Origin of the sequence: Streptomyces sp. MBT65, assembly GCF_016612545.1 — a bacterium.
Classification (GTDB): Bacteria; Actinomycetota; Actinomycetes; order Streptomycetales; family Streptomycetaceae; genus Streptomyces.
This window is the reverse complement of sequence record NZ_JAENRY010000265.1, coordinates 1-16,402: the sequence shown is the minus strand read 5'-3', so window position 1 is coordinate 16,402 and position 16,402 is coordinate 1. Positions and strand designations below refer to the sequence as shown.

Genomic DNA, 16,402 nt, shown 5'->3' with positions numbered 1-16,402 from the left:
TCCGGCTTCGGCAACGACCAGGACACGCGGCGGTCCTGGTCGTTGCCGAAGCCGGACTGGTGGGCGCGGTCCGCGCCCCAGGCCGTCGCCGGTTCGGGGCGGCCGGACGGCGCCGGGTCCTCGTCGAAGAAGTGCGGGCCGGTCTCCTCGACGGACTGGCCGGGCGGCAGGCCGTCCGACGGCGCCGGGCGGCTGGTGCCGGGCACCCAGGCCGCGCCGTTCCAGTACCGGACATAGCCAGGAATGGACGGGTCCGGGTAGTACCCCTCGCGGGGCCTGTCGTCACCGGGTGCCGGCGTTGGGGCGCTCATGTCCGTCGTCCCGTATCTGCTCGGAGGTCGAATGAGGGTGTCCACATCTACCAGACCCGTGCCACCGCCACTGCCCGTCCCACCGGACCTGCCCCTTTCCGGGCAAGCTCGGGCACGGAGTCCACACACCCCGAAGCCTCGCGAAGCCTTGGCGACGCGGCCCGGAAAAAAAGTTTCCCGAAGTCGCGTAATGCTTCCGCCCGCACGCCCTCTCCACTCGTACGGGCCCACCGCGGGGCCCCGTGAGCGAGAGGGGACGTACGTCATGCACACAGTCGTAGAGCGGGAGTTGGAGCTGCAGCTCATCCTGTCGCCGGAGCGGAGCATTCCGGTCCCGGCCCGGCTCGGCTATCGGACCGACGACCCGTACGCCGTGCACATCTCCTTCCACATCAACTCCGAGAACCCGGTGAACTGGACGTTCGCCCGCGAACTGCTCGTCGAGGGCGTGTTCCGGCCGTGCGGCCACGGGGACGTGCGGGTGTGGCCGACGAAGGTGGAGGGGCGCAGCGTCGTCCTGATGGCGTTGAGTTCACCCGACGGTGACGCCCTCCTCCAGGCCCCGGCGGCCCAGGTGTCGGCGTGGCTGGAGCGCACCCTGCGGGTGGTGCCGCCGGGCTCTGAGGCGGAGCAGCTCGGCATCGACGACGGCCTCGCCGAGCTGCTCGCACCGACCCCGGCCGACGACCTGTGGCTGCGCGACCCGTGGCCCTCGGACGAGTCGCGGGACGGGGAGTGAGCCGTAGGGACGATCGAAGGAGCCCGCCGGGTCTTCAGAACAGCTTGCCGGGGTTGAGGATCCCCAGCGGGTCGAAGGCCGTCTTCACCGCCCGCTGCATCTCGACGCCGACCGGGCCGAGCTCGCGGGCCAGCCACTCCTTCTTCAGGACGCCGACCCCGTGCTCGCCGGTGATGGTGCCGCCGAGCTCCAGGCCGAGCGCCATGATCTCGTCGAAGGACTCACGGGCGCGCCGGGACTCGTCGACGTCCTGCGCGTCGAAGCAGACCGTGGGGTGCGTGTTGCCGTCACCGGCGTGCGCGCAGACGCCGATCGTCAGCCGGTACTTCTCCGCGATCCGCTCCACCCCTTCGAGCATCTCGCCGAGCCGCGACCGGGGCACGCACACGTCGTCGATCATCGTCGTGCCCTTGACCGCCTCCAGCGCCGTGAGCGACAACCGCCGCGCCTGGAGGAGCAGTTCGGACTCGGCCGCGTCCTCGGCGGGCACCACCTCGGTGGCTCCGGCCGCCGCACAGAGGGCTCCTACGGCGGCCAGGTCGGCGGCGGGGTCCACCGTGTCGAAGGCGGCGAGCAGCAACGCCTCCGTCGTCTCCGGCAGTCCCATGTGCGCCAGGTCGTTGACGGCCTTGACGGTCGTACGGTCCATCAGTTCGAGGAGGGACGGCACGTGCCCGCCCTCCATGATCCGGCACACGGCGTCGCAGGCGGCCGCCGCGGACCCGAACTCGGCGGCCAGGACCAGCTGTTGGGGCGGCTTAGGCTTCAGCGCCAGGATCGCCTTGACGACGATCCCGAGCGAGCCCTCCGAGCCGACGAACAGCCGGGTCAGGTCGTACCCGGCGACTCCCTTGGCCGTACGCCGACCCGTGCTCATCAACCGGCCGTCGGCGAGGACGACGTCCAGGCCGAGGACGTACTCGGCCGTCACCCCGTACTTCACACAGCACAGCCCGCCGGACGCGGTGCCGATGTTGCCGCCGATCGTGCACATCTCCCAACTGGAGGGATCCGGCGGGTAGTAGAGGCCGTGTTCGTTGACCGCCCGGGAGAGGGTCGCGTTGATGACGCCCGGCTCGACGACCGCGATGCGGTCGACCGGGCTGATCTCCAGGATGCGGTCCATCTTGACGAGGGACAGCACGACGCAGCCCTCGGAGGCGTTGGCCGCGCCCGACAGGCCGGTGCGGGCGCCCTGCGGGACGACCGGGACGCGCAGTTCGGTGGCGACGCGCATGACGTGCTGGACCTGCTCGACCGTGCGCGGCAGCACGACGACGGCGGGGGTGCCGGACGGGCAGAAGCTCGCCATGTCGTTGGCGTACGCGACCGTGACGTCCGGGTCGGTGACGACGGCCTCGGCGGGCAGCCCGGCCAGCAGCCGGTCGACGAGGGTCCCGGTGTCCTGGTCGCGAGGCGCTTCGATACGGCTCATGATCACAGCGTCGCACTCGCGGCCATCGGTGTGAACCCCGTCCACGCACGGCTTTGGGTGCCGGGATGTGGTCGTCGTACTGACGCACAGTGAGCGCCATGGAGAACGAACAGCGGAGCCCGGGCACGTCCCTGGTGGCTGAGCCACGCAAGCGCCGCTCCCCCGTTCTGCGGCGGGTGCTGATCGCCGCGGTCGCCGGATGTGCCGTGGCCGGCGGGCTGCTGTGGCTGCTGCCCGAGGAGCCGCGTCCGGCGCCGCCGCCCGCGCCGGGCCCCAAGGCGCAGGCGCTGACCGCGGTCACGGCGGGGGTCCCGGCCGCGCTGCCGGACCTGGCCGCGCTGATCGGCGACCGGGAGACGCGGGTACGGGTCCGTCCGAGGGACGCGCGGTCCTGGGCGGTGCTCGGCTCGGCCTATGTCGAGCAGGGGCGGCGGACCGGGGACACCCTGTACTACCCGAAGGCCGAGGACGCCCTCCGCACCGCGCTGAAGGTGCGCACGAAGGGCAACGACGCGAGCGCCGTCGCGATGGACGGTCTCGCGGCCCTGGCCAACGAACGGCGGGACTTCCGTACGGCGCGCAGCTGGGGCGAGGCCGCGCTGAAGGCGGCGCCGCGGCGGTGGACGACGTATCCGCTGCTGATCGACGCGTACACCGGCCTCGGCGACTACAAGGCGACCAAGCGCACCCTCGACAAGCTGCTGGACCTGCACACCGGGCCCGCCGTGATGGCGCGGGCCGCCGCCGTCTACCGCGACCGGGGCTGGCGCGAGGACGCCGCCGCCCAGCTCGCCGACGCGGCGGCGCAGGCCACCGCCCCCGCCGAACAGGCCGCCTGGCTGGAGCGCGCCGGTGAGCTGGCCTGGGAACGCGGGGACCGCGAGGTCGCGCTACGGCACTTCGAGGCGGCCGTACGGCTGGATCCCGACCAGCGGGAGGCGCTGGCCGGTGAGGGGCGCGCGCTCGCGGCGCTGGGCCGCACCTCGGAGGCCCTGAACGCCTACCAGGTCGCCCTCGCCAAGCAACCGACTCCTCAATACGCCCTGGAACTCGGGGAGTTGTACGAGGCGCTGGGTCTCGGTCAGGCGGCCCGCGTGCAGTACGACACGCTGCGCGCCCTCGCCGCCAAGGACGCGGCGGCCGGGGTCGACGACGAGTTGGTCCTCGGCGTGTTCGAGGCGGACCACGGCGACGCGCGGGAGGCCGTACGGCGGCTGCGGGGCGAGTGGACCCGGCAGCCGGGGATCGCGGTGGCCGACGCGCTGGGGTGGGCGCTGCACCGGGCCGGGCAGGACGAGGAGGCGCTGAAGTTCGCGTCGGTGGCGACGGACAAGGTGCACGGGGGCGGGGTGCGGGACGCGCGGTACGCGTTCCACCGGGGCATGATCGAGCGGGAGTTGGAGAAGTTCGCGTCCGCGCGCCGGCACCTCCAGGAGGCGTTGCAGATCAACCCGTACTTCTCGCCGCTCCAAGTGCCGCTGGCGCAAAGGGCGTTGGCGGCGCTGGGCGAGCCGACGGACGAGCCGCTGCCGACGGAAAAGGACGGTCAGGACAAGGAGCCCCAGGACAAAGCGGGGTTGAGCCCGCGCGTCACACCGCCGCCGTGCCGATCAGCGCGTTGCGGGTGACCAGGGCGGCCAGTTCGTCCTCCGTCAGCGACTCGGTGTCCGCGGGCCGGAGCGGCAGGACCAGGTAGCGCGTCTCCGCGCTGGAGTCCCACACGGTGATGTCCGTGGCCGTGGGCAGGTGGAGCCCGAACTCGGCCAGGACGGACCGGGGTTCGCGGACGACGCGGGAGCGGTAGGCCTCCGACTTGTACCAGCCCGGGGACGGGCCGAGGAGGGGGAGGGGGTAGCAGGAGCAGAGGGTGCAGACGATGACGTTGTGGGTCGCGTCCGTGTTCGCGACGACCCGCAGCCGCTGGAACGAGCCGTCCATGAAGCCGAGTTCCTGCACGGCGGCCGTGCCGTCCGTCAACAGCCGTTCCCGGAAGGCCTCGTCGGTCCAGGCGCGGGCCACGACCCGCGCTCCGTTCACCGGTGAAGCGCCCGAGAGGAACGCGTCGAGCACCTCGTCGACCGCGCCGCCCGCGACGATCCCCTTCTCCTCCAGCAGGGTCTCGAGTCGCCGCACCCGCCGGGAGATCGAGGCGTCCTCGTGGTCACCGCTCATCGACCGCTCCCTCTTCGCGTTCCGCTTCGTGTTCCGCTTCTTCGTGTTCCGCTTCTCCGTGTTCCGCTTCTTCGTGTTCCGCTTCTCCGTGTTCCGCTTCGCACGCTTCCAAGTAGCTTTCCCACAGGTCCAGTACGACGTGGTGGTCGCCCTCGCCCCACAGGTCGCGGGCCGCGAAGCGCACCGCGTACACCTGCTCCACCGGCGCGTCCCCGCTCCCCCGCGCGCTGACGTCGGCCAGCTCCGCGCGCCCCTCCGGCTCGACGACGACACCCGACTTGCCGCGCGCGTACCGGGGCAGGCGGGTGTGGTGCGGCGGGTCGTGCGGGAAGGTCCGCACGCGGGTGCCGGGCGGGAAGCGGTCAGTCATCCAACTCACCTGGTTCGAGGACGCCTTTGCGTTCCAGCAGGGCGGTGATCGCGGTGAACCAGCGTTCGTAGTACGACATCGTGAGGTACGCGGCGGGCGGGATCGCCTCGATCGCGTCCCGGAACTCGTTGGTGTTGAAGATCCCCTGCGCGCGCAGGGCGTTGAACAGCCCGACGACCCGCGCCTCCCAGTCGGCGTGGAAGGGCTCGGGGTCGTCGGTGGTGTCGATGGCACCGAAGCCCTGGGTGCCGCCCACGTCGTTGATCCTGGCCATGGGTGCAGGGTACGGCCGGATACGGGGCTACCGCTGCGGCTGGGCTGGGCCGGGCCGGGCTACAGGTTGCCCCGCTTCTCCTGCTCCCGCTCGATCGCCTCGAACAGCGCCTTGAAGTTGCCCTTGCCGAAGCCCATCGAGCCGTGTCGTTCGATGAGTTCGAAGAACACCGTGGGACGGTCCTGGACCGGCTTGGTGAAGATCTGGAGCAGGTAGCCGTCCTCGTCGCGGTCGGCGAGGATCTTCAGCTCGCGCAGGGTCTCGACGGGGACGCGGGTGTCGCCGACCCACTCGCCGAGGGTGTCGTAGTAGGAGTCGGGGGTGTCGAGGAACTTCACCCCGGCCNCCCACGAACTCCTTCATGTTCGTGAAGCCCATGACCTTGTTGTAGAAGCCGACCCACTCGTTCATGTGGCCGAGTTCGACGTTGCCGACGCAGTGGTCGATGGCCTGGAAGGTGCGGTGGGCGGGGGCCGCGACCAGGGGGTCGGCGGGGGCGAAGCCGGGGAGGTACGGGCCGTCGTAGTCCACGCGTTCGACGAGGGTGTGGCGGGTCTCGCCGTACGTGGCGATCGCGGCGAGGACGACCGTGCCGTGCTCGTCCTTCAGCTCGTGCGGCTCGGCGAGGGAGCGGGCGCCGTGTTCGACGGCGTAGGCGTGCGCGGCGCGCGCGTCCGGCACCTCGATGGCGAGGTCGACGACGCCGTCGCCGTGCTCGGCCACATGGCGGGTGAGGAACTCGCCCCAGGGCGTGGCGGGCCTGATGACGGAGGTGAAGACGAAGCGGGCGGAGCCGTTGGTGAGCACGTACGAGGCGGTCTCACGGCTGCCGTTCTCCGGTCCGGAGTAGGCGACCAGCGTCATGCCGAAGGCCGTGGAGTAGTAGTGCGCCGCCTGTTTGGCGTTGCCCACGGCGAAGACGACCGCGTCCATTCCCTTGACCGGGAAGGGGTCGGCCTGCCGGGCGGTGTCGGGAGTGTGGTGAGTGGTCTGGGTCATGAGCGCAGGCTCCCCCTCCCTGGCAAGGTGCGCAATAGTTTGCGTTTCTGCTGGGCAGCTTGTTCAGTGGTACGACCGTTTCGGCGGGCTTTCTGTACAGGATGACCATCCTCGGAGGCGGACACCATGGGCATCGATCGTCTCGACGGCCGGATCATCGTGCTGTTGGCCGAGGAGCCGCGGATCGGGGTGCTGGAGATGTCCCGGCGGCTGGGGGTGGCCCGGGGGACGGTGCAGGCGCGGCTGGACCGGCTTCAGTCGAATGGAGTCATCCGCGGATTCGGGCCGCAGGTCGATCCGGCGGCGCTCGGCTACCCGGTCACGGCGTTCGCGACGCTGGAGATCCGGCAGGGGCAAGGGACGGACGTGCGGGCGCACTTGGCGACCGTCCCGGAGGTGCTCGAACTGCACACCACGACCGGCAGCGGGGACATGCTGTGCCGGCTGGTGGCCCGTTCGAACGCCGATCTCCAGCGGGTCATCGACCGGGTTGTCGGTTTTGATGGCATTGTCCGGGCCGCCACCGCGATCGTGATGGAGAACCCCGTTCCGCTGCGGATCATCCCGCTGGTGGAGCAGGCGGCCGAGGACGTGGACCGGCCGACGTAGGGGTGTGGGCATGTGAGCTTCTGGGAGTACGTGAGCAACCGGCATCAGCAACTGCTCACCGACGCCTACCAACATGCCAGCGCGGTCTTCCAGTGCATGGTCGTGGCCACCCTGATCGGGGTGGTGATCGGGGTCGTGACGTATCGGAGCGAGTGGGCGGGCAACCTGGCCACCACCGCCACGTCGACCATTCTGACCATTCCGTCGCTCGCGATGATCGGTCTGCTCATTCCGATCGTGGGACTGGGCGTTCCGCCCACCGTGATCGCTCTGACGCTGTACGGGCTGCTGCCGATCGTCCGTAACTCGATCGTGGGCCTGCGCGGGGTCGATCCGTCCCTGGTGGACGCGGCGAAGGGCATCGGGATGTCCCGGCTGATGCGGCTCGCGCGGGTCGAACTGCCGCTGGCCTGGCCGCCGATCCTGACCGGTATCCGGGTCTCCACCCAGATGCTGATGGGCATCGCGGCCATCGCGGCGTACGCCTCCGGGCCCGGCCTCGGCAACGAGATCTTCCGCGGTATCGGCTCGCTGGGCAGCAAGAACGCCCTCAACCAGGTGCTCGCGGGCACGCTCGGGATCATCGTCCTGGCGCTGCTGTTCGACGCCGCGTACGTCCTTCTCGGACGGCTGACCATTCCCAGGGGGATCCGTGCCTGAGCCGGCGACCACCACGACCTCCGGTGCCTCCATCGAACTGGAGAACCTGACCAAGAAGTACCCGGGCAGTCCGCAGCCGGCCGTCGACAGCGTCAACATGGAGATCAAGGCGGGTGAGCTGGTCGTCTTCGTCGGGCCCTCCGGCTGCGGGAAGTCCACCACGCTCAAGATGATCAACCGGCTGATCGAACCGACCGGCGGCCGGATCCGCATCGACGGCGAGGACGTCACCGACATCGACCCGGTGAAGCTGCGCCGCAAGGTCGGCTACGCGATCCAGTCGAGCGGGCTCTTCCCGCACATGACCGTCGCCCAGAACATCGCGCTGGTGCCGAGGATGATCGGCTGGTCGAAGTCCCGGATCAGGAACCGGGTGGAGGAGATGCTCGACCTGGTCGGGCTCGACGCCGGCGAGTTCCAGGGCCGCTATCCGCGCCAGCTCTCCGGCGGGCAGCAGCAACGCGTGGGCGTGGCACGGGCGTTGGCGGCGGATCCGCCGGTGCTGCTGATGGACGAGCCGTTCGGCGCGGTCGACCCGATCACCCGCGATCACCTCCAGGACGAGTTGATCAGGCTCCAGCACGAACTGCACAAGACGATCGTCTTCGTCACCCACGACTTCGACGAGGCGATCAAACTGGGCGACCGGATCGCGGTGTTGCGCGAACGCTCGCACATCGCGCAGTTCGACACCCCGGAGGCGATCCTCACCAACCCGGCGGACGACTTCGTGTCCGGGTTCGTGGGCGCCGGGGCCGCCCTCAAGCGGCTCAACCTCACCCGCGTACGGGATGTGGAGATCACCGACTATCCGACGGTGACCGTCGACGACCCGCTCCAGACCATCTTCGACAGGCTCCGGGACAGCGGCACCAACGAGATCCTGCTGCTCGACAAGCGCGGCCGGCCCTACAAGTGGCTGCGGCGCGGCGACATGATGCGCGCCAAGGGTTCGCTGGCCCGGGCGGGGACGCTGGTCAGCGACACGGTGACCCGGGACGCGACGCTCCGGGACGCGTTGGAGGCGGTGCTCACGGACAACGCGGGGCGGGTCGCGGTCACCGGGCGGCGCGGCGAGTACACGGGTGTCGTCGACATGGAGACGCTGATGAACTCCGTGCAGGAACTCCTGGAGGCCGACCGGCTGGAGGCGATGGAGTCGCAGCACGAGCTGGAGGAGGCCCGGGCCCTCCAGACGCACGCCGAGCAGGAGGGCGCCGGAGGGGGGCGGGACACATGACCATCACTCCCGACCTGGACGAGGAGGAGGAGACGGCGGCCGCCGTGCCGCCGACTTCCCCTAAGCGCCGGATCACCTGGCAGAAGCTGACGTTCCTGCCCGCGTTCCTGGTGGCGGTCCTGCTGGCGACCTGGCTGTGGTTCAACCAGGCGCACCTGGACGCCATTTCGGAGAACGCGCTGTCCAACGGCCAGGTGAGCAAGGCTCTTTGGCAGCATGTCCAACTGACCGTGATCTCCACGTTCTTCGTGCTGATCATCGCGATCCCGCTGGGCATCCTGCTGACCCGGGGGGCGTTCCGGAAGGCCGCCCCGGTGGCGATGACCTTCGCCAACATGGGCCAGGCGACCCCGGCGATCGGCCTGTTGGCCCTGCTGGTGATCTGGCTCGGCACCGGCGAGAAGGCCGCCCTGATCGGCATCATCATCTACGCCGTCCTGCCGGTCCTCTCCAACACCATCGCCGGCCTGAAGGCCAACGACCCGACTTTGTTGGAGGCGGCCAGGGGTATCGGCATGTCCCAACTCGGCGTCCTGGGACGGGTGGAGCTGCCCCTCGCGGTCCCGCTGATCCTGGCCGGCGTCCGAACGGCCCTGGTCCTCAACGTCGGTACGGCGACCCTGGCGACCTTCGGCGGGGGCGGCGGCCTGGGGGTCCTGATCACCACCGGCATCACCACCCAGCGGATGCCCGTGCTGGTGCTCGGCTCGATCCTCACGGTCAGCCTCGCCCTGCTGGTGGACTGGCTGGCCTCCCTGGCCGAACTCCTGCTGCGGCCAAGGGGATTGGAGGCGGGCGCGTGAAACGCACCTGTCTGATGACGGTCGGCGCGCTCGTCGTCGTCTCCGGCTGCGGACTGACCAGCGGCTCCCCCATGGTCGACGACGTCGGCCCCGGCACGATCGGGCGGGGCGAGCCGCTCAAGGGCGCCCATCTCACCGTCACCTCCAAGGAGTTCACCGAGCAGCTCATCCTCGGCGCGATGATGGGCATCGCCTTCGAGGCGGCCGGCGCGGATGTCCTCGACCGGACCGGCATCCAGGGGTCGATCGGTGCGCGGGAGGCCGTCAAGTCCGGTGACGCGGACGGGATGTACGAGTACACCGGCACCGCGTGGATCACCCACCTCGGCAACAGCGAGCCGATCACGGACCCGATGAAGCAGTGGGAGGCGGTCCGGGCCGCCGACCTCAAGAACGGCCTGACCTGGCTGCCGCCCTCGGCTCTCAACAACACGTACGCGCTCGCGATGAACCAGGCCAACTTCAAGAAGTACGGCACGAAGACGCTGTCCGAGGTGGCCGCGCTGGCGGCGAAGAACCCGGGTGCGGTGACGGTGTGCGTGGAGAGCGAGTTCGCCAACCGCGCGGACGGGCTGCCGGGCATGCAGAAGGCATACGGGATGGATCTCCCGGCGAAGAACATCACGCAGATGGACACCGGGATCATCTACACCCAGGTGAAGAAGGGGAGTTGCACGTACGGCGAGGCCTTCACCACCGACGGCCGCATCAAGTCGATGAACCTCGCGGTGATGGCCGACGACAAGAAGTTCTTCCCCAACTACAACGCGGCGCCCGAGATCAACACCAAGGCCCTGAAGAAGTGGCCGGCGATCGCGAAAGTCCTGGACCCGATCACGAAGAAGCTGAACAACACGGTGGCGCGGACGCTGAACGCGAAGGTGGATGTCGACGGGGAGGATCCGCATCAGGTGGCGTTGGACTGGATGAAGGCGGAGGGGTTGGTGAAGTAGGGGGCGTCGAGGGGGAGTTGGCGAGGGTCGGTTGCCAAGGACCAGTTGCAAAGAAGGTGTTGCAACTAGTCCTTTGCAACGCTACCTTTGTACGCATGCAGGAGCCCGAAGCAGCCAAGTACCGCAATCTCGACGCCCGTTCACTGCGTGGGCTCGCCCATCCGCTACGGATGCAGTTGCTGAGCGCGCTGCGCCGACACGGACCGGCCACCGCTTCGATGCTCGCGGAGCGCCTGGGCGAGTCCAGTGGGGCCACCAGCTACCACCTCCGCCAGTTGGCCGCGCACGGGTTCGTCGAGGACGCCCCGGAGCGCGGCAAGGGGCGGGAGCGCTGGTGGCAGGCGGCCCACGACGGCATCGGCTTCGACGAGAACCTGCTCCTGGACGCCGACCCGGCGGTCCGTGGCGCGGCCGACACCTTCCTGCACGAGGTGGCGACCACCCACGCCCGCGAGCTGTCGACCTGGGTCGGCACCCGCGAGGACTGGCTGCCCAACTGGTCCCACGCCACCGACATGAGCGACTGGACCGTACGGCTGACACCCGAGCACACCCGTGAACTCGTGGGAAAGATCCATGAGTTGCTCGAGAACTACGCGGACGAGGACGCACCGGAAGCGGAAAAGGTGCGCTTCCACCTGCACGCCTTCCCCATCGAATCAGAGTGAGAGGCAACGCCCCATGCATCCCGAGACCCACCTCGCGCTGCACCACACCCGCGCCGCCGAACTCCAGGCCCAGGCCGTGGCGCACCGCCTCGCCACCGAGGCCAGGGCACCCCGGCAGGAACTCCGTACCCGCCTCGGCTGGACCCTCGTAGAACTGGGTCTGCGGCTGGCCGCCACGCCGAACAACCCGAAGCCGGCCGTCGCCTAGCAGCCCGGCACGGAACCCTTCCCCGTCTCCAGCGCCTTCAGCGCACTCACCGCGCCCTTCAGCGAGGTGACCGCGACCAGCCGTAGCCCCTTGGGCAGTTCGGACTTGGCGTCCGAGCACTCGGCCTTCGGGACCAGGAACACCGTCGCTCCGTCGCGGCGCGCGGCCTGGGTCTTCAGGGCCACTCCCCCGACCGCGCCCACCGTGCCGTCCGTGCCGATCGTCCCCGTACCGGCGATCGTGCGACCGCCGGTGAGATCGCCCCCGCTGCCGTCGCCGTTCAGCTTGTCGATGATGCCCAGGGTGAACAGCAGACCCGCGCTGGGGCCGCCGACATCGGCGAGCGTGAGCGTGACCTTGACCTTCTTGTCGCTGAGATTCAGGTAGTTCAGCGCGGCCGTGGTCGCGTCGTCCTGCGACTCCTGCATCTGCTGGGTGTTGTGCTGCTCGATCTCCTTGACGCTGTTGCCGCTCGGGTAGACCGAGTCACGCGGCATGACCGCCCGATCGGTACGGAACCAGCTGTCGATCACATCGCTCAACGACACATGTTGATCGGGTCCGGTCGCCTCGATCGTCGTCATGCGCAACTGACCGCTCGTCGTACGCACCGGCGCCCCGGAGATCGTGATCACCGGGGTGTCCTTGTTCTCGCCGAGCACGTTCGCGGTCAGACCGGGCTGCGCCAGCGAGAAGGGCAGCGGCGCGAAGCCCGCCGTGGCGAGCAGTGCCACGACGGGCAGGGCGCAGACGGCTACGGCCTGGGGGCGCGTGAGGCGAGAGAGGAGCACGGGATCAATCTAACGCGACGGCCACTTCCGGCCGGGCGCCGGTCACCCGCCGCCCGCGCACGGCCTCAGCGCAGAGCCTCCGCGACCTCGCGCGCCGCGTCGACGACGCGCGGCCCCACCCGTTCGGGCACGGCGTCGGCCAGCATCACCACACCGACGCTGCCCTCGACACCCGTGACCCCGAGCAGTGGTGCCGCGGCGCCGCTCGCTCCCGCCTCCAACTCCCCGTGCGTCAAGGTGTATCCGGGTTCGTCGGCGGCCCGGTGCCGGGCGGCGAGTATCGCGCGGCCGGCGGCCCCCCGGTCCAGGGGGTGACGGAAACCGGCCCGGTAGGCCACGTGGTAGTCCGTCCAGGTCGGCTCGACCACCGCGACGGCGAGGGCGTCCGCGCCGTCGACCAGGGTGAGGTGAGCGGTCGCCCCGATGTCCTCGGCCAGTGACCGCAGCGCGGGCAGCGCCGCCTCCCGTACGAGGGGGTGCACCTGACGGCCGAGTCGCAGCACCCCGAGCCCGACCCGGGCCCGGCCGCCCAGATCACGGCGTACGAGTGCGTGCTGTTCGAGGGTGGCCAGCAACCGGTACACGACGGTCCGGTTGACGCCCAGTTTGTTGGAGAGTTCGGTGACGGTCAGCCCGTGGTCCGTATCGGCCAGCAGTTTGAGGACGCGCAGTCCCCGGTCGAGCGTCTGGGAGGTCTCCGCGGTCACGACGCCCACTCCTTAGGTGGTGAGGTCGGCGGCCCCCTCGCGGCGGATGCGTCACCGAGTCCCGTCAGTGACGCGCTTCAGAGGCCGCCGATCGGCGAGGCGGCCCGGCGAATCCGGGCCCAGTCGCTTCACGGCTGCGCTCCGCGGCGGCGCTGCCACGGGGCGTGTGCGTAGCGGGACACTAGCGAAGCCGGTTCGCTGAGCGGAAGTCTCCGTCCAGAATCCGGTCACCGACTGGTACGGACCGGTTCACTTGATGCCGTTATGCCCCGTCCTGGGGATCGACCCGGCGGCCAACGGCGCATGGCGAGTGCGCGCGGCGCGTGGGGGGGGTGCTGGAGGCTGGGGGTGAATCTAACCACTGTCGCTCGCTTTGACTGGTTAGAAATGACCCCAGCTTCCAGAGAGTGCAGGGTCGGGTGGGGGTCAGTGCATGCGCGTGGCCCACTCCTGGACCTTCGCGATGCGCTGCCGCAGCTGCCCGGCCGTGGCCTCGGCGCTCGGCGGGCCGCCGCAGGTGCGGCGCAGCTCGGTGTGGATGACGCCGTGCGGTTTGCCGGTCTGGTGGACGTACGCGGAGACCATGGTGTTGAGCGACTTCCTCAGCTCCATCATCTCCTTGTGCGAGACGACGGGCCGCCGCTCGGCGGGCAGTTCCAGCAGGTCGGCCTGGTCGTCCGGCTTCTTGCGGCTGTGCGCGATCTGCCGGGCCTGCCGCTTCTGGAGCAGCATCTGCACCTGGTCGGGTTCGAGGAGCCCGGGGATGCCGAGGTAGTCCTGCTCCTCCTCGCTCCCCGGGTGCGCCTGCATGCCGAACTCGGCGCCGTCGTAGAGCACCCGGTCGAAGACGGCCTCGGACTCCAGCGCCTCGAAGGCGAACTGCTCCTGCTCGCCGGTGTCCTCGTCCTGCTCCTTGTTCGCCTCGTCCATCTCCTTCTCGGACTCGGCGTACGGGTCCTCCTCGCCCTCCTTCTTGGGCTTGTCGAGGGCGTGGTCGCGCTCGACCTCCATCTCGTTGGCGAAGGTGAGGAGGTCGGGAACGGTCGGCAGGAAGACGGACGCGGTCTCGCCGCGCCGCCGCGACCGCACGAAACGCCCGACGGCCTGGGCGAAGAAGAGGGGGGTCGAGATGGTGGTGGCGTACACCCCGACGGCGAGCCGCGGCACGTCGACGCCTTCCGACACCATGCGTACGGCGACCATCCAGCGGTCGTTGCTCGCAGCGAAGTCGTCGATGCGCTTGGAGGCACCGGTGTCGTCGGACAGCACGACGGTCGCCTTGGAGCCGGTGATCTCGCGGATCAACTTGGCGTAGGCGCGCGCGGAGTCCTGGTCGGAGGCGATGACGAGGGCGCCGGCGTCCGGGATGCCCTTCCGGACCTCGGTCAGCCGCTGGTCGGCGGCGCGCAGCACGCTCGGCATCCACTCGCCGCGCGGATCCAGCGCCGTACGCCAGGCCTGACTGATCGCGTCCTTGGTCATCGGCTCGCCGAGCCGCGCGGCGATCTCGTCGCCGGCCTTGGTCCGCCAGCGCATGTTGCCGCTGTAGGAGAGGAAGATGACGGGCCGGACGACATGGTCGGCGAGCGCGTTGCCGTAGCCGTAGGTGTAGTCGGCGGAGGACCGCCGAATCCCGTCATTGCCCTCTTCGTACGTCACGAAGGGAATGGGATTGGTGTCGGACCGGAACGGCGTACCGGTCAGCGCGAGCCGCCGAGTGGCCGGTTCGAAGGCTTCCAGGCACGCCTCGCCCCACGACTTCGAGTCACCGGCGTGGTGGATCTCGTCGAGGATCACCAGCGTCTTGCGCTGCTCTACGCGATTGCGGTGCAGCATGGGCCGCACACCGACGCCGGCGTAGGTGACGGCGACCCCGTCGTAGTCCTTGCCGAGCGGCCCGGCGCTGTACTCCGGGTCGAGTTTGATCCCTATCCGCGCGGCCGCTTCCGCCCACTGCTTCTTCAGGTGCTCGGTCGGCGCGACCACGGTCACCTGCTGCACGACATGGTGGTGCAGCAGCCAGGAGGCGAGGGTGAGCGCGAACGTCGTCTTGCCCGCGCCAGGGGTCGCGACCGCGAGGAAGTCCCGCGGCTGCTCCTGGACATACCTCTCCATCGCCCCTTGCTGCCAGGCACGCAGCTTGCCGGCGGTGCCCCAGGGGGCGCGGCCGGGGAAGGCGGGAGAGAGGTGGTGGGAGCTGGTGGAGGAGGCGGCGGTGGTAGTCACGGTCTCCGTTTGTTCGGTCGGGCGGCTCGGCCATGTATGACAACCGGGCCACCCTACCGGCGGGGCGACGGTGTCGACGTGCGGACGGCGCCGGGGCGGGCGGGGATGGGACTGAGGTCACACCGGTGGTTCAGCGAGGGCTCGCAGCGCCTCCCCAATCGCTTTGACCTCGTCCGGCCCGCACCCGTGTGGTCACCCAGGCCCCCGCCAACGCCACACCCGCCATCGGCAGGAACACGGCGGCGAAGGCAGCCGGGTGGGAGCCGCCGCTCGCCGAACCGACGACATGTCCCACCGTGCCACCCCCCAGCGCACCGAACGCGGCCCCGCCGACGGAGAGCAGCACGACGTTGGACAACCCGTCGGAGATCTGCAGCGCCGCGGAGTTGGAGCCGGCCTCCTCCGGCGCGGAGAGCTGGAGCAGCAGCACGCTGGTGGACGCGATCACCAGCCCCATCCCGAAGCACCCGAACCCCCACGCGACGGCGACGATCCACACGGGCACGGCCTGGATCAGGACGCTCGGCGCCGCGGCGATCGCGGCGGCCACCAGCACCATCCCGAGCGTCATCAGCCGTTCCCGATACGGCTCGACCCGCGGCCGCGACTGCACCCACGACCCGAGCGCCCACGTCCCGCCGCCCGCCGCGAGCGAGAACCCGGCCAGGGTCGGCGACAGCCCCCGCTGGGTGACGAGCATCAACGGCACGAAGGACTCGGCCGAGATGAACGACCCGGCGGCCACCCCGCGCAGCAGTACGACGGAGGGCAGCCCCCGCGCCGCCCGATACGTACCGCGCGGCAACAGCCCGAGCACGGCGGGTACGAGCAGCGCGACGCCGGCGACGGCCGGGACCAGGGAGACCCAGGTCAGATCCTGAGCGGCGTACTGAACGAGCCCGGCACCGATCGACATCCCCAGGGCAAGCCGAATACGACGCCGGTCGAAGGACCCGGGCTGCTCACCGGTCCTGTCCACCGGTCCGGCGGCCCGCCGCCGTATCTGAGGAAGGGCGAGGGCGAGCGGAAACACCACAAGCGCGGGAATCCCGAGGAACACCCACCGCCACCCCAGATGCTCGGTCACCGCCCCGGAGGCCAGCGGCCCGACGACGGACGGCACGACCCAACTCGCGGCGAACGCGGCCATGATGGCGGGCCGCAACCGTTCGGAATAGGCCCGCCCCACAACGACGTAGAGAGCGACGATGACCAGCCCGCCCCCCAGCCCCTGCAC

18 protein-coding genes and 1 pseudogene are annotated in these 16,402 nt (G+C 70.2%); 9 read left to right on the top strand and 10 right to left on the bottom strand.

Going from position 1 to position 16,402, the window contains the following annotated elements; genetic code table 11:
• Nucleotides 1–311: DUF2510 domain-containing protein (locus tag JHN63_RS39570; protein ID WP_200689943.1), on the bottom strand; the 311-nt coding region annotated here is incomplete at its 3' end.
• A gap of 265 nt (nt 312–576) precedes the next feature.
• Here JHN63_RS39570 and JHN63_RS39565 point away from each other — a divergent pair.
• Nucleotides 577–1,050: an SsgA family sporulation/cell division regulator gene (locus tag JHN63_RS39565; protein ID WP_200689942.1), complete on the top strand. Its 474-nt coding sequence runs from the start codon at nt 577–579 to the stop codon at nt 1,048–1,050.
• A gap of 34 nt (nt 1,051–1,084) precedes the next feature.
• Here the strand turns inward: JHN63_RS39565 and JHN63_RS39560 are convergent, their stop codons facing one another.
• Entirely contained in the window at nt 1,085–2,491 is a 1,407-nt protein-coding gene (locus tag JHN63_RS39560; protein WP_200689945.1) for an FAD-binding oxidoreductase, read from the bottom strand.
• A 92-nt stretch (nt 2,492–2,583) separates the two neighbouring features.
• On the opposite strand from JHN63_RS39560, the gene JHN63_RS39555 reads away from it, so the two are divergent.
• Nucleotides 2,584–4,113, top strand: a complete 1,530-nt coding sequence (locus JHN63_RS39555) for a tetratricopeptide repeat protein (protein WP_200689941.1) — start codon at nt 2,584–2,586, stop codon at nt 4,111–4,113.
• On the opposite strand, the gene nthA is transcribed toward JHN63_RS39555, so the two are convergent.
• The 4 genes and pseudogenes from nthA to JHN63_RS39535 all read right to left on the bottom strand — a co-directional run bounded on the left by nthA (nt 4,076) and on the right by JHN63_RS39535 (nt 6,300).
• Nucleotides 4,076–4,657: a nitrile hydratase subunit alpha gene (nthA, locus tag JHN63_RS39550; RefSeq protein ID WP_200689940.1), complete on the bottom strand. Its 582-nt coding sequence runs from the start codon at nt 4,655–4,657 to the stop codon at nt 4,076–4,078. The two genes, JHN63_RS39555 and nthA, sit on opposite strands and share 38 nt — an antisense overlap.
• Complete coding sequence (locus JHN63_RS54875; protein ID WP_374222987.1) at nt 4,647–5,027, bottom strand: SH3-like domain-containing protein; 381 nt, start codon at nt 5,025–5,027, stop codon at nt 4,647–4,649. The genes nthA and JHN63_RS54875 overlap by 11 nt, the downstream gene beginning before the upstream one ends.
• Entirely contained in the window at nt 5,020–5,301 is a 282-nt protein-coding gene (locus tag JHN63_RS54870) for an SH3-like domain-containing protein (RefSeq protein ID WP_200689939.1), read from the bottom strand. Before JHN63_RS54870 ends, JHN63_RS54875 begins: the two co-directional genes overlap by 8 nt.
• Nucleotides 5,302–5,360: 59 nt before the next feature.
• Nucleotides 5,361–6,300, bottom strand: a pseudogene (locus tag JHN63_RS39535) (VOC family protein).
• Nucleotides 6,301–6,426: 126 nt separating this feature from the next.
• On the opposite strand from JHN63_RS39535, the gene JHN63_RS39530 reads away from it, so the two are divergent.
• From JHN63_RS39530 to JHN63_RS39500, 7 genes are all read left to right on the top strand, one after another.
• A complete protein-coding gene (locus JHN63_RS39530; protein ID WP_200689938.1) occupies nt 6,427–6,909 on the top strand; it encodes an Lrp/AsnC family transcriptional regulator in 483 nt (160 codons plus the stop codon).
• 12 nt (nt 6,910–6,921) lie between these two features.
• The gene (locus JHN63_RS39525) at nt 6,922–7,569 is read left to right on the top strand and encodes an ABC transporter permease (RefSeq protein ID WP_200689937.1); all 648 of its coding nucleotides are present in this window, start codon (nt 6,922–6,924) and stop codon (nt 7,567–7,569) included.
• Nucleotides 7,562–8,809 (top strand): betaine/proline/choline family ABC transporter ATP-binding protein, encoded by a 1,248-nt coding sequence (locus tag JHN63_RS39520; protein ID WP_200689936.1) that lies wholly within the window; start codon nt 7,562–7,564, stop codon nt 8,807–8,809. The genes JHN63_RS39525 and JHN63_RS39520 overlap by 8 nt, the downstream gene beginning before the upstream one ends.
• On the top strand, nt 8,806–9,612 hold the full coding sequence (locus JHN63_RS39515) for an ABC transporter permease (protein WP_200689935.1): 807 nt from the start codon (nt 8,806–8,808) through the stop codon (nt 9,610–9,612). The genes JHN63_RS39520 and JHN63_RS39515 overlap by 4 nt, the downstream gene beginning before the upstream one ends.
• Nucleotides 9,613–9,626: 14 nt before the next feature.
• Nucleotides 9,627–10,565, top strand: coding sequence for a glycine betaine ABC transporter substrate-binding protein (locus JHN63_RS39510; RefSeq protein ID WP_200689944.1), 939 nt, complete (start codon nt 9,627–9,629; stop codon nt 10,563–10,565).
• A 95-nt stretch (nt 10,566–10,660) separates the two neighbouring features.
• Complete coding sequence (locus tag JHN63_RS39505) at nt 10,661–11,233, top strand: transcriptional regulator (protein ID WP_200689934.1); 573 nt, start codon at nt 10,661–10,663, stop codon at nt 11,231–11,233.
• Between the two features lie 13 nt (nt 11,234–11,246).
• Nucleotides 11,247–11,441, top strand: a complete 195-nt coding sequence (locus JHN63_RS39500; RefSeq protein WP_200689933.1) for a hypothetical protein — start codon at nt 11,247–11,249, stop codon at nt 11,439–11,441.
• On the opposite strand, the gene JHN63_RS39495 is transcribed toward JHN63_RS39500, so the two are convergent.
• The 4 genes from JHN63_RS39495 to JHN63_RS39480 all read right to left on the bottom strand — a co-directional run.
• The gene (locus JHN63_RS39495) at nt 11,438–12,232 is read right to left on the bottom strand and encodes a S16 family serine protease (protein ID WP_200689932.1); all 795 of its coding nucleotides are present in this window, start codon (nt 12,230–12,232) and stop codon (nt 11,438–11,440) included. The two genes, JHN63_RS39500 and JHN63_RS39495, sit on opposite strands and share 4 nt — an antisense overlap.
• A gap of 65 nt (nt 12,233–12,297) precedes the next feature.
• Nucleotides 12,298–12,939 carry an IclR family transcriptional regulator gene (locus JHN63_RS39490; RefSeq protein ID WP_200689931.1) on the bottom strand — a complete coding sequence of 214 codons (642 nt, stop codon included), beginning with the start codon at nt 12,937–12,939 and terminating at the stop codon, nt 12,298–12,300.
• 426 nt (nt 12,940–13,365) lie between these two features.
• A complete protein-coding gene (locus tag JHN63_RS39485) occupies nt 13,366–15,165 on the bottom strand; it encodes a DEAD/DEAH box helicase (protein ID WP_200689930.1) in 1,800 nt (599 codons plus the stop codon).
• Nucleotides 15,166–15,295: 130 nt separating this feature from the next.
• Nucleotides 15,296–16,402: MFS transporter (locus tag JHN63_RS39480; protein ID WP_200689929.1), on the bottom strand; the 1,107-nt coding region annotated here is incomplete at its 5' end.

Excerpts from the sequence above, each read along its gene's own strand:
- JHN63_RS54870 (WP_200689939.1), bottom strand. The coding sequence starts at position 5,301 with ATGGCCAGGATCAACGACGTGGGCGGCACCCAGGGCTTCGGTGCCATC.
- JHN63_RS39500 (WP_200689933.1), top strand. The coding sequence starts at position 11,247 with ATGCATCCCGAGACCCACCTCGCGCTGCACCACACCCGCGCCGCCGAA.
- JHN63_RS39515 (WP_200689935.1), top strand. The coding sequence starts at position 8,806 with ATGACCATCACTCCCGACCTGGACGAGGAGGAGGAGACGGCGGCCGCC.
- JHN63_RS39505 (WP_200689934.1), top strand. The coding sequence starts at position 10,661 with ATGCAGGAGCCCGAAGCAGCCAAGTACCGCAATCTCGACGCCCGTTCA.
- JHN63_RS39530 (WP_200689938.1), top strand. The coding sequence starts at position 6,427 with ATGGGCATCGATCGTCTCGACGGCCGGATCATCGTGCTGTTGGCCGAG.
- JHN63_RS54875 (WP_374222987.1), bottom strand. The coding sequence starts at position 5,027 with ATGACTGACCGCTTCCCGCCCGGCACCCGCGTGCGGACCTTCCCGCAC.
- JHN63_RS39555 (WP_200689941.1), top strand. The coding sequence starts at position 2,584 with ATGGAGAACGAACAGCGGAGCCCGGGCACGTCCCTGGTGGCTGAGCCA.
- JHN63_RS39510 (WP_200689944.1), top strand. The coding sequence starts at position 9,627 with ATGACGGTCGGCGCGCTCGTCGTCGTCTCCGGCTGCGGACTGACCAGC.
- nthA (WP_200689940.1), bottom strand. The coding sequence starts at position 4,657 with ATGAGCGGTGACCACGAGGACGCCTCGATCTCCCGGCGGGTGCGGCGA.
- JHN63_RS39565 (WP_200689942.1), top strand. The coding sequence starts at position 577 with ATGCACACAGTCGTAGAGCGGGAGTTGGAGCTGCAGCTCATCCTGTCG.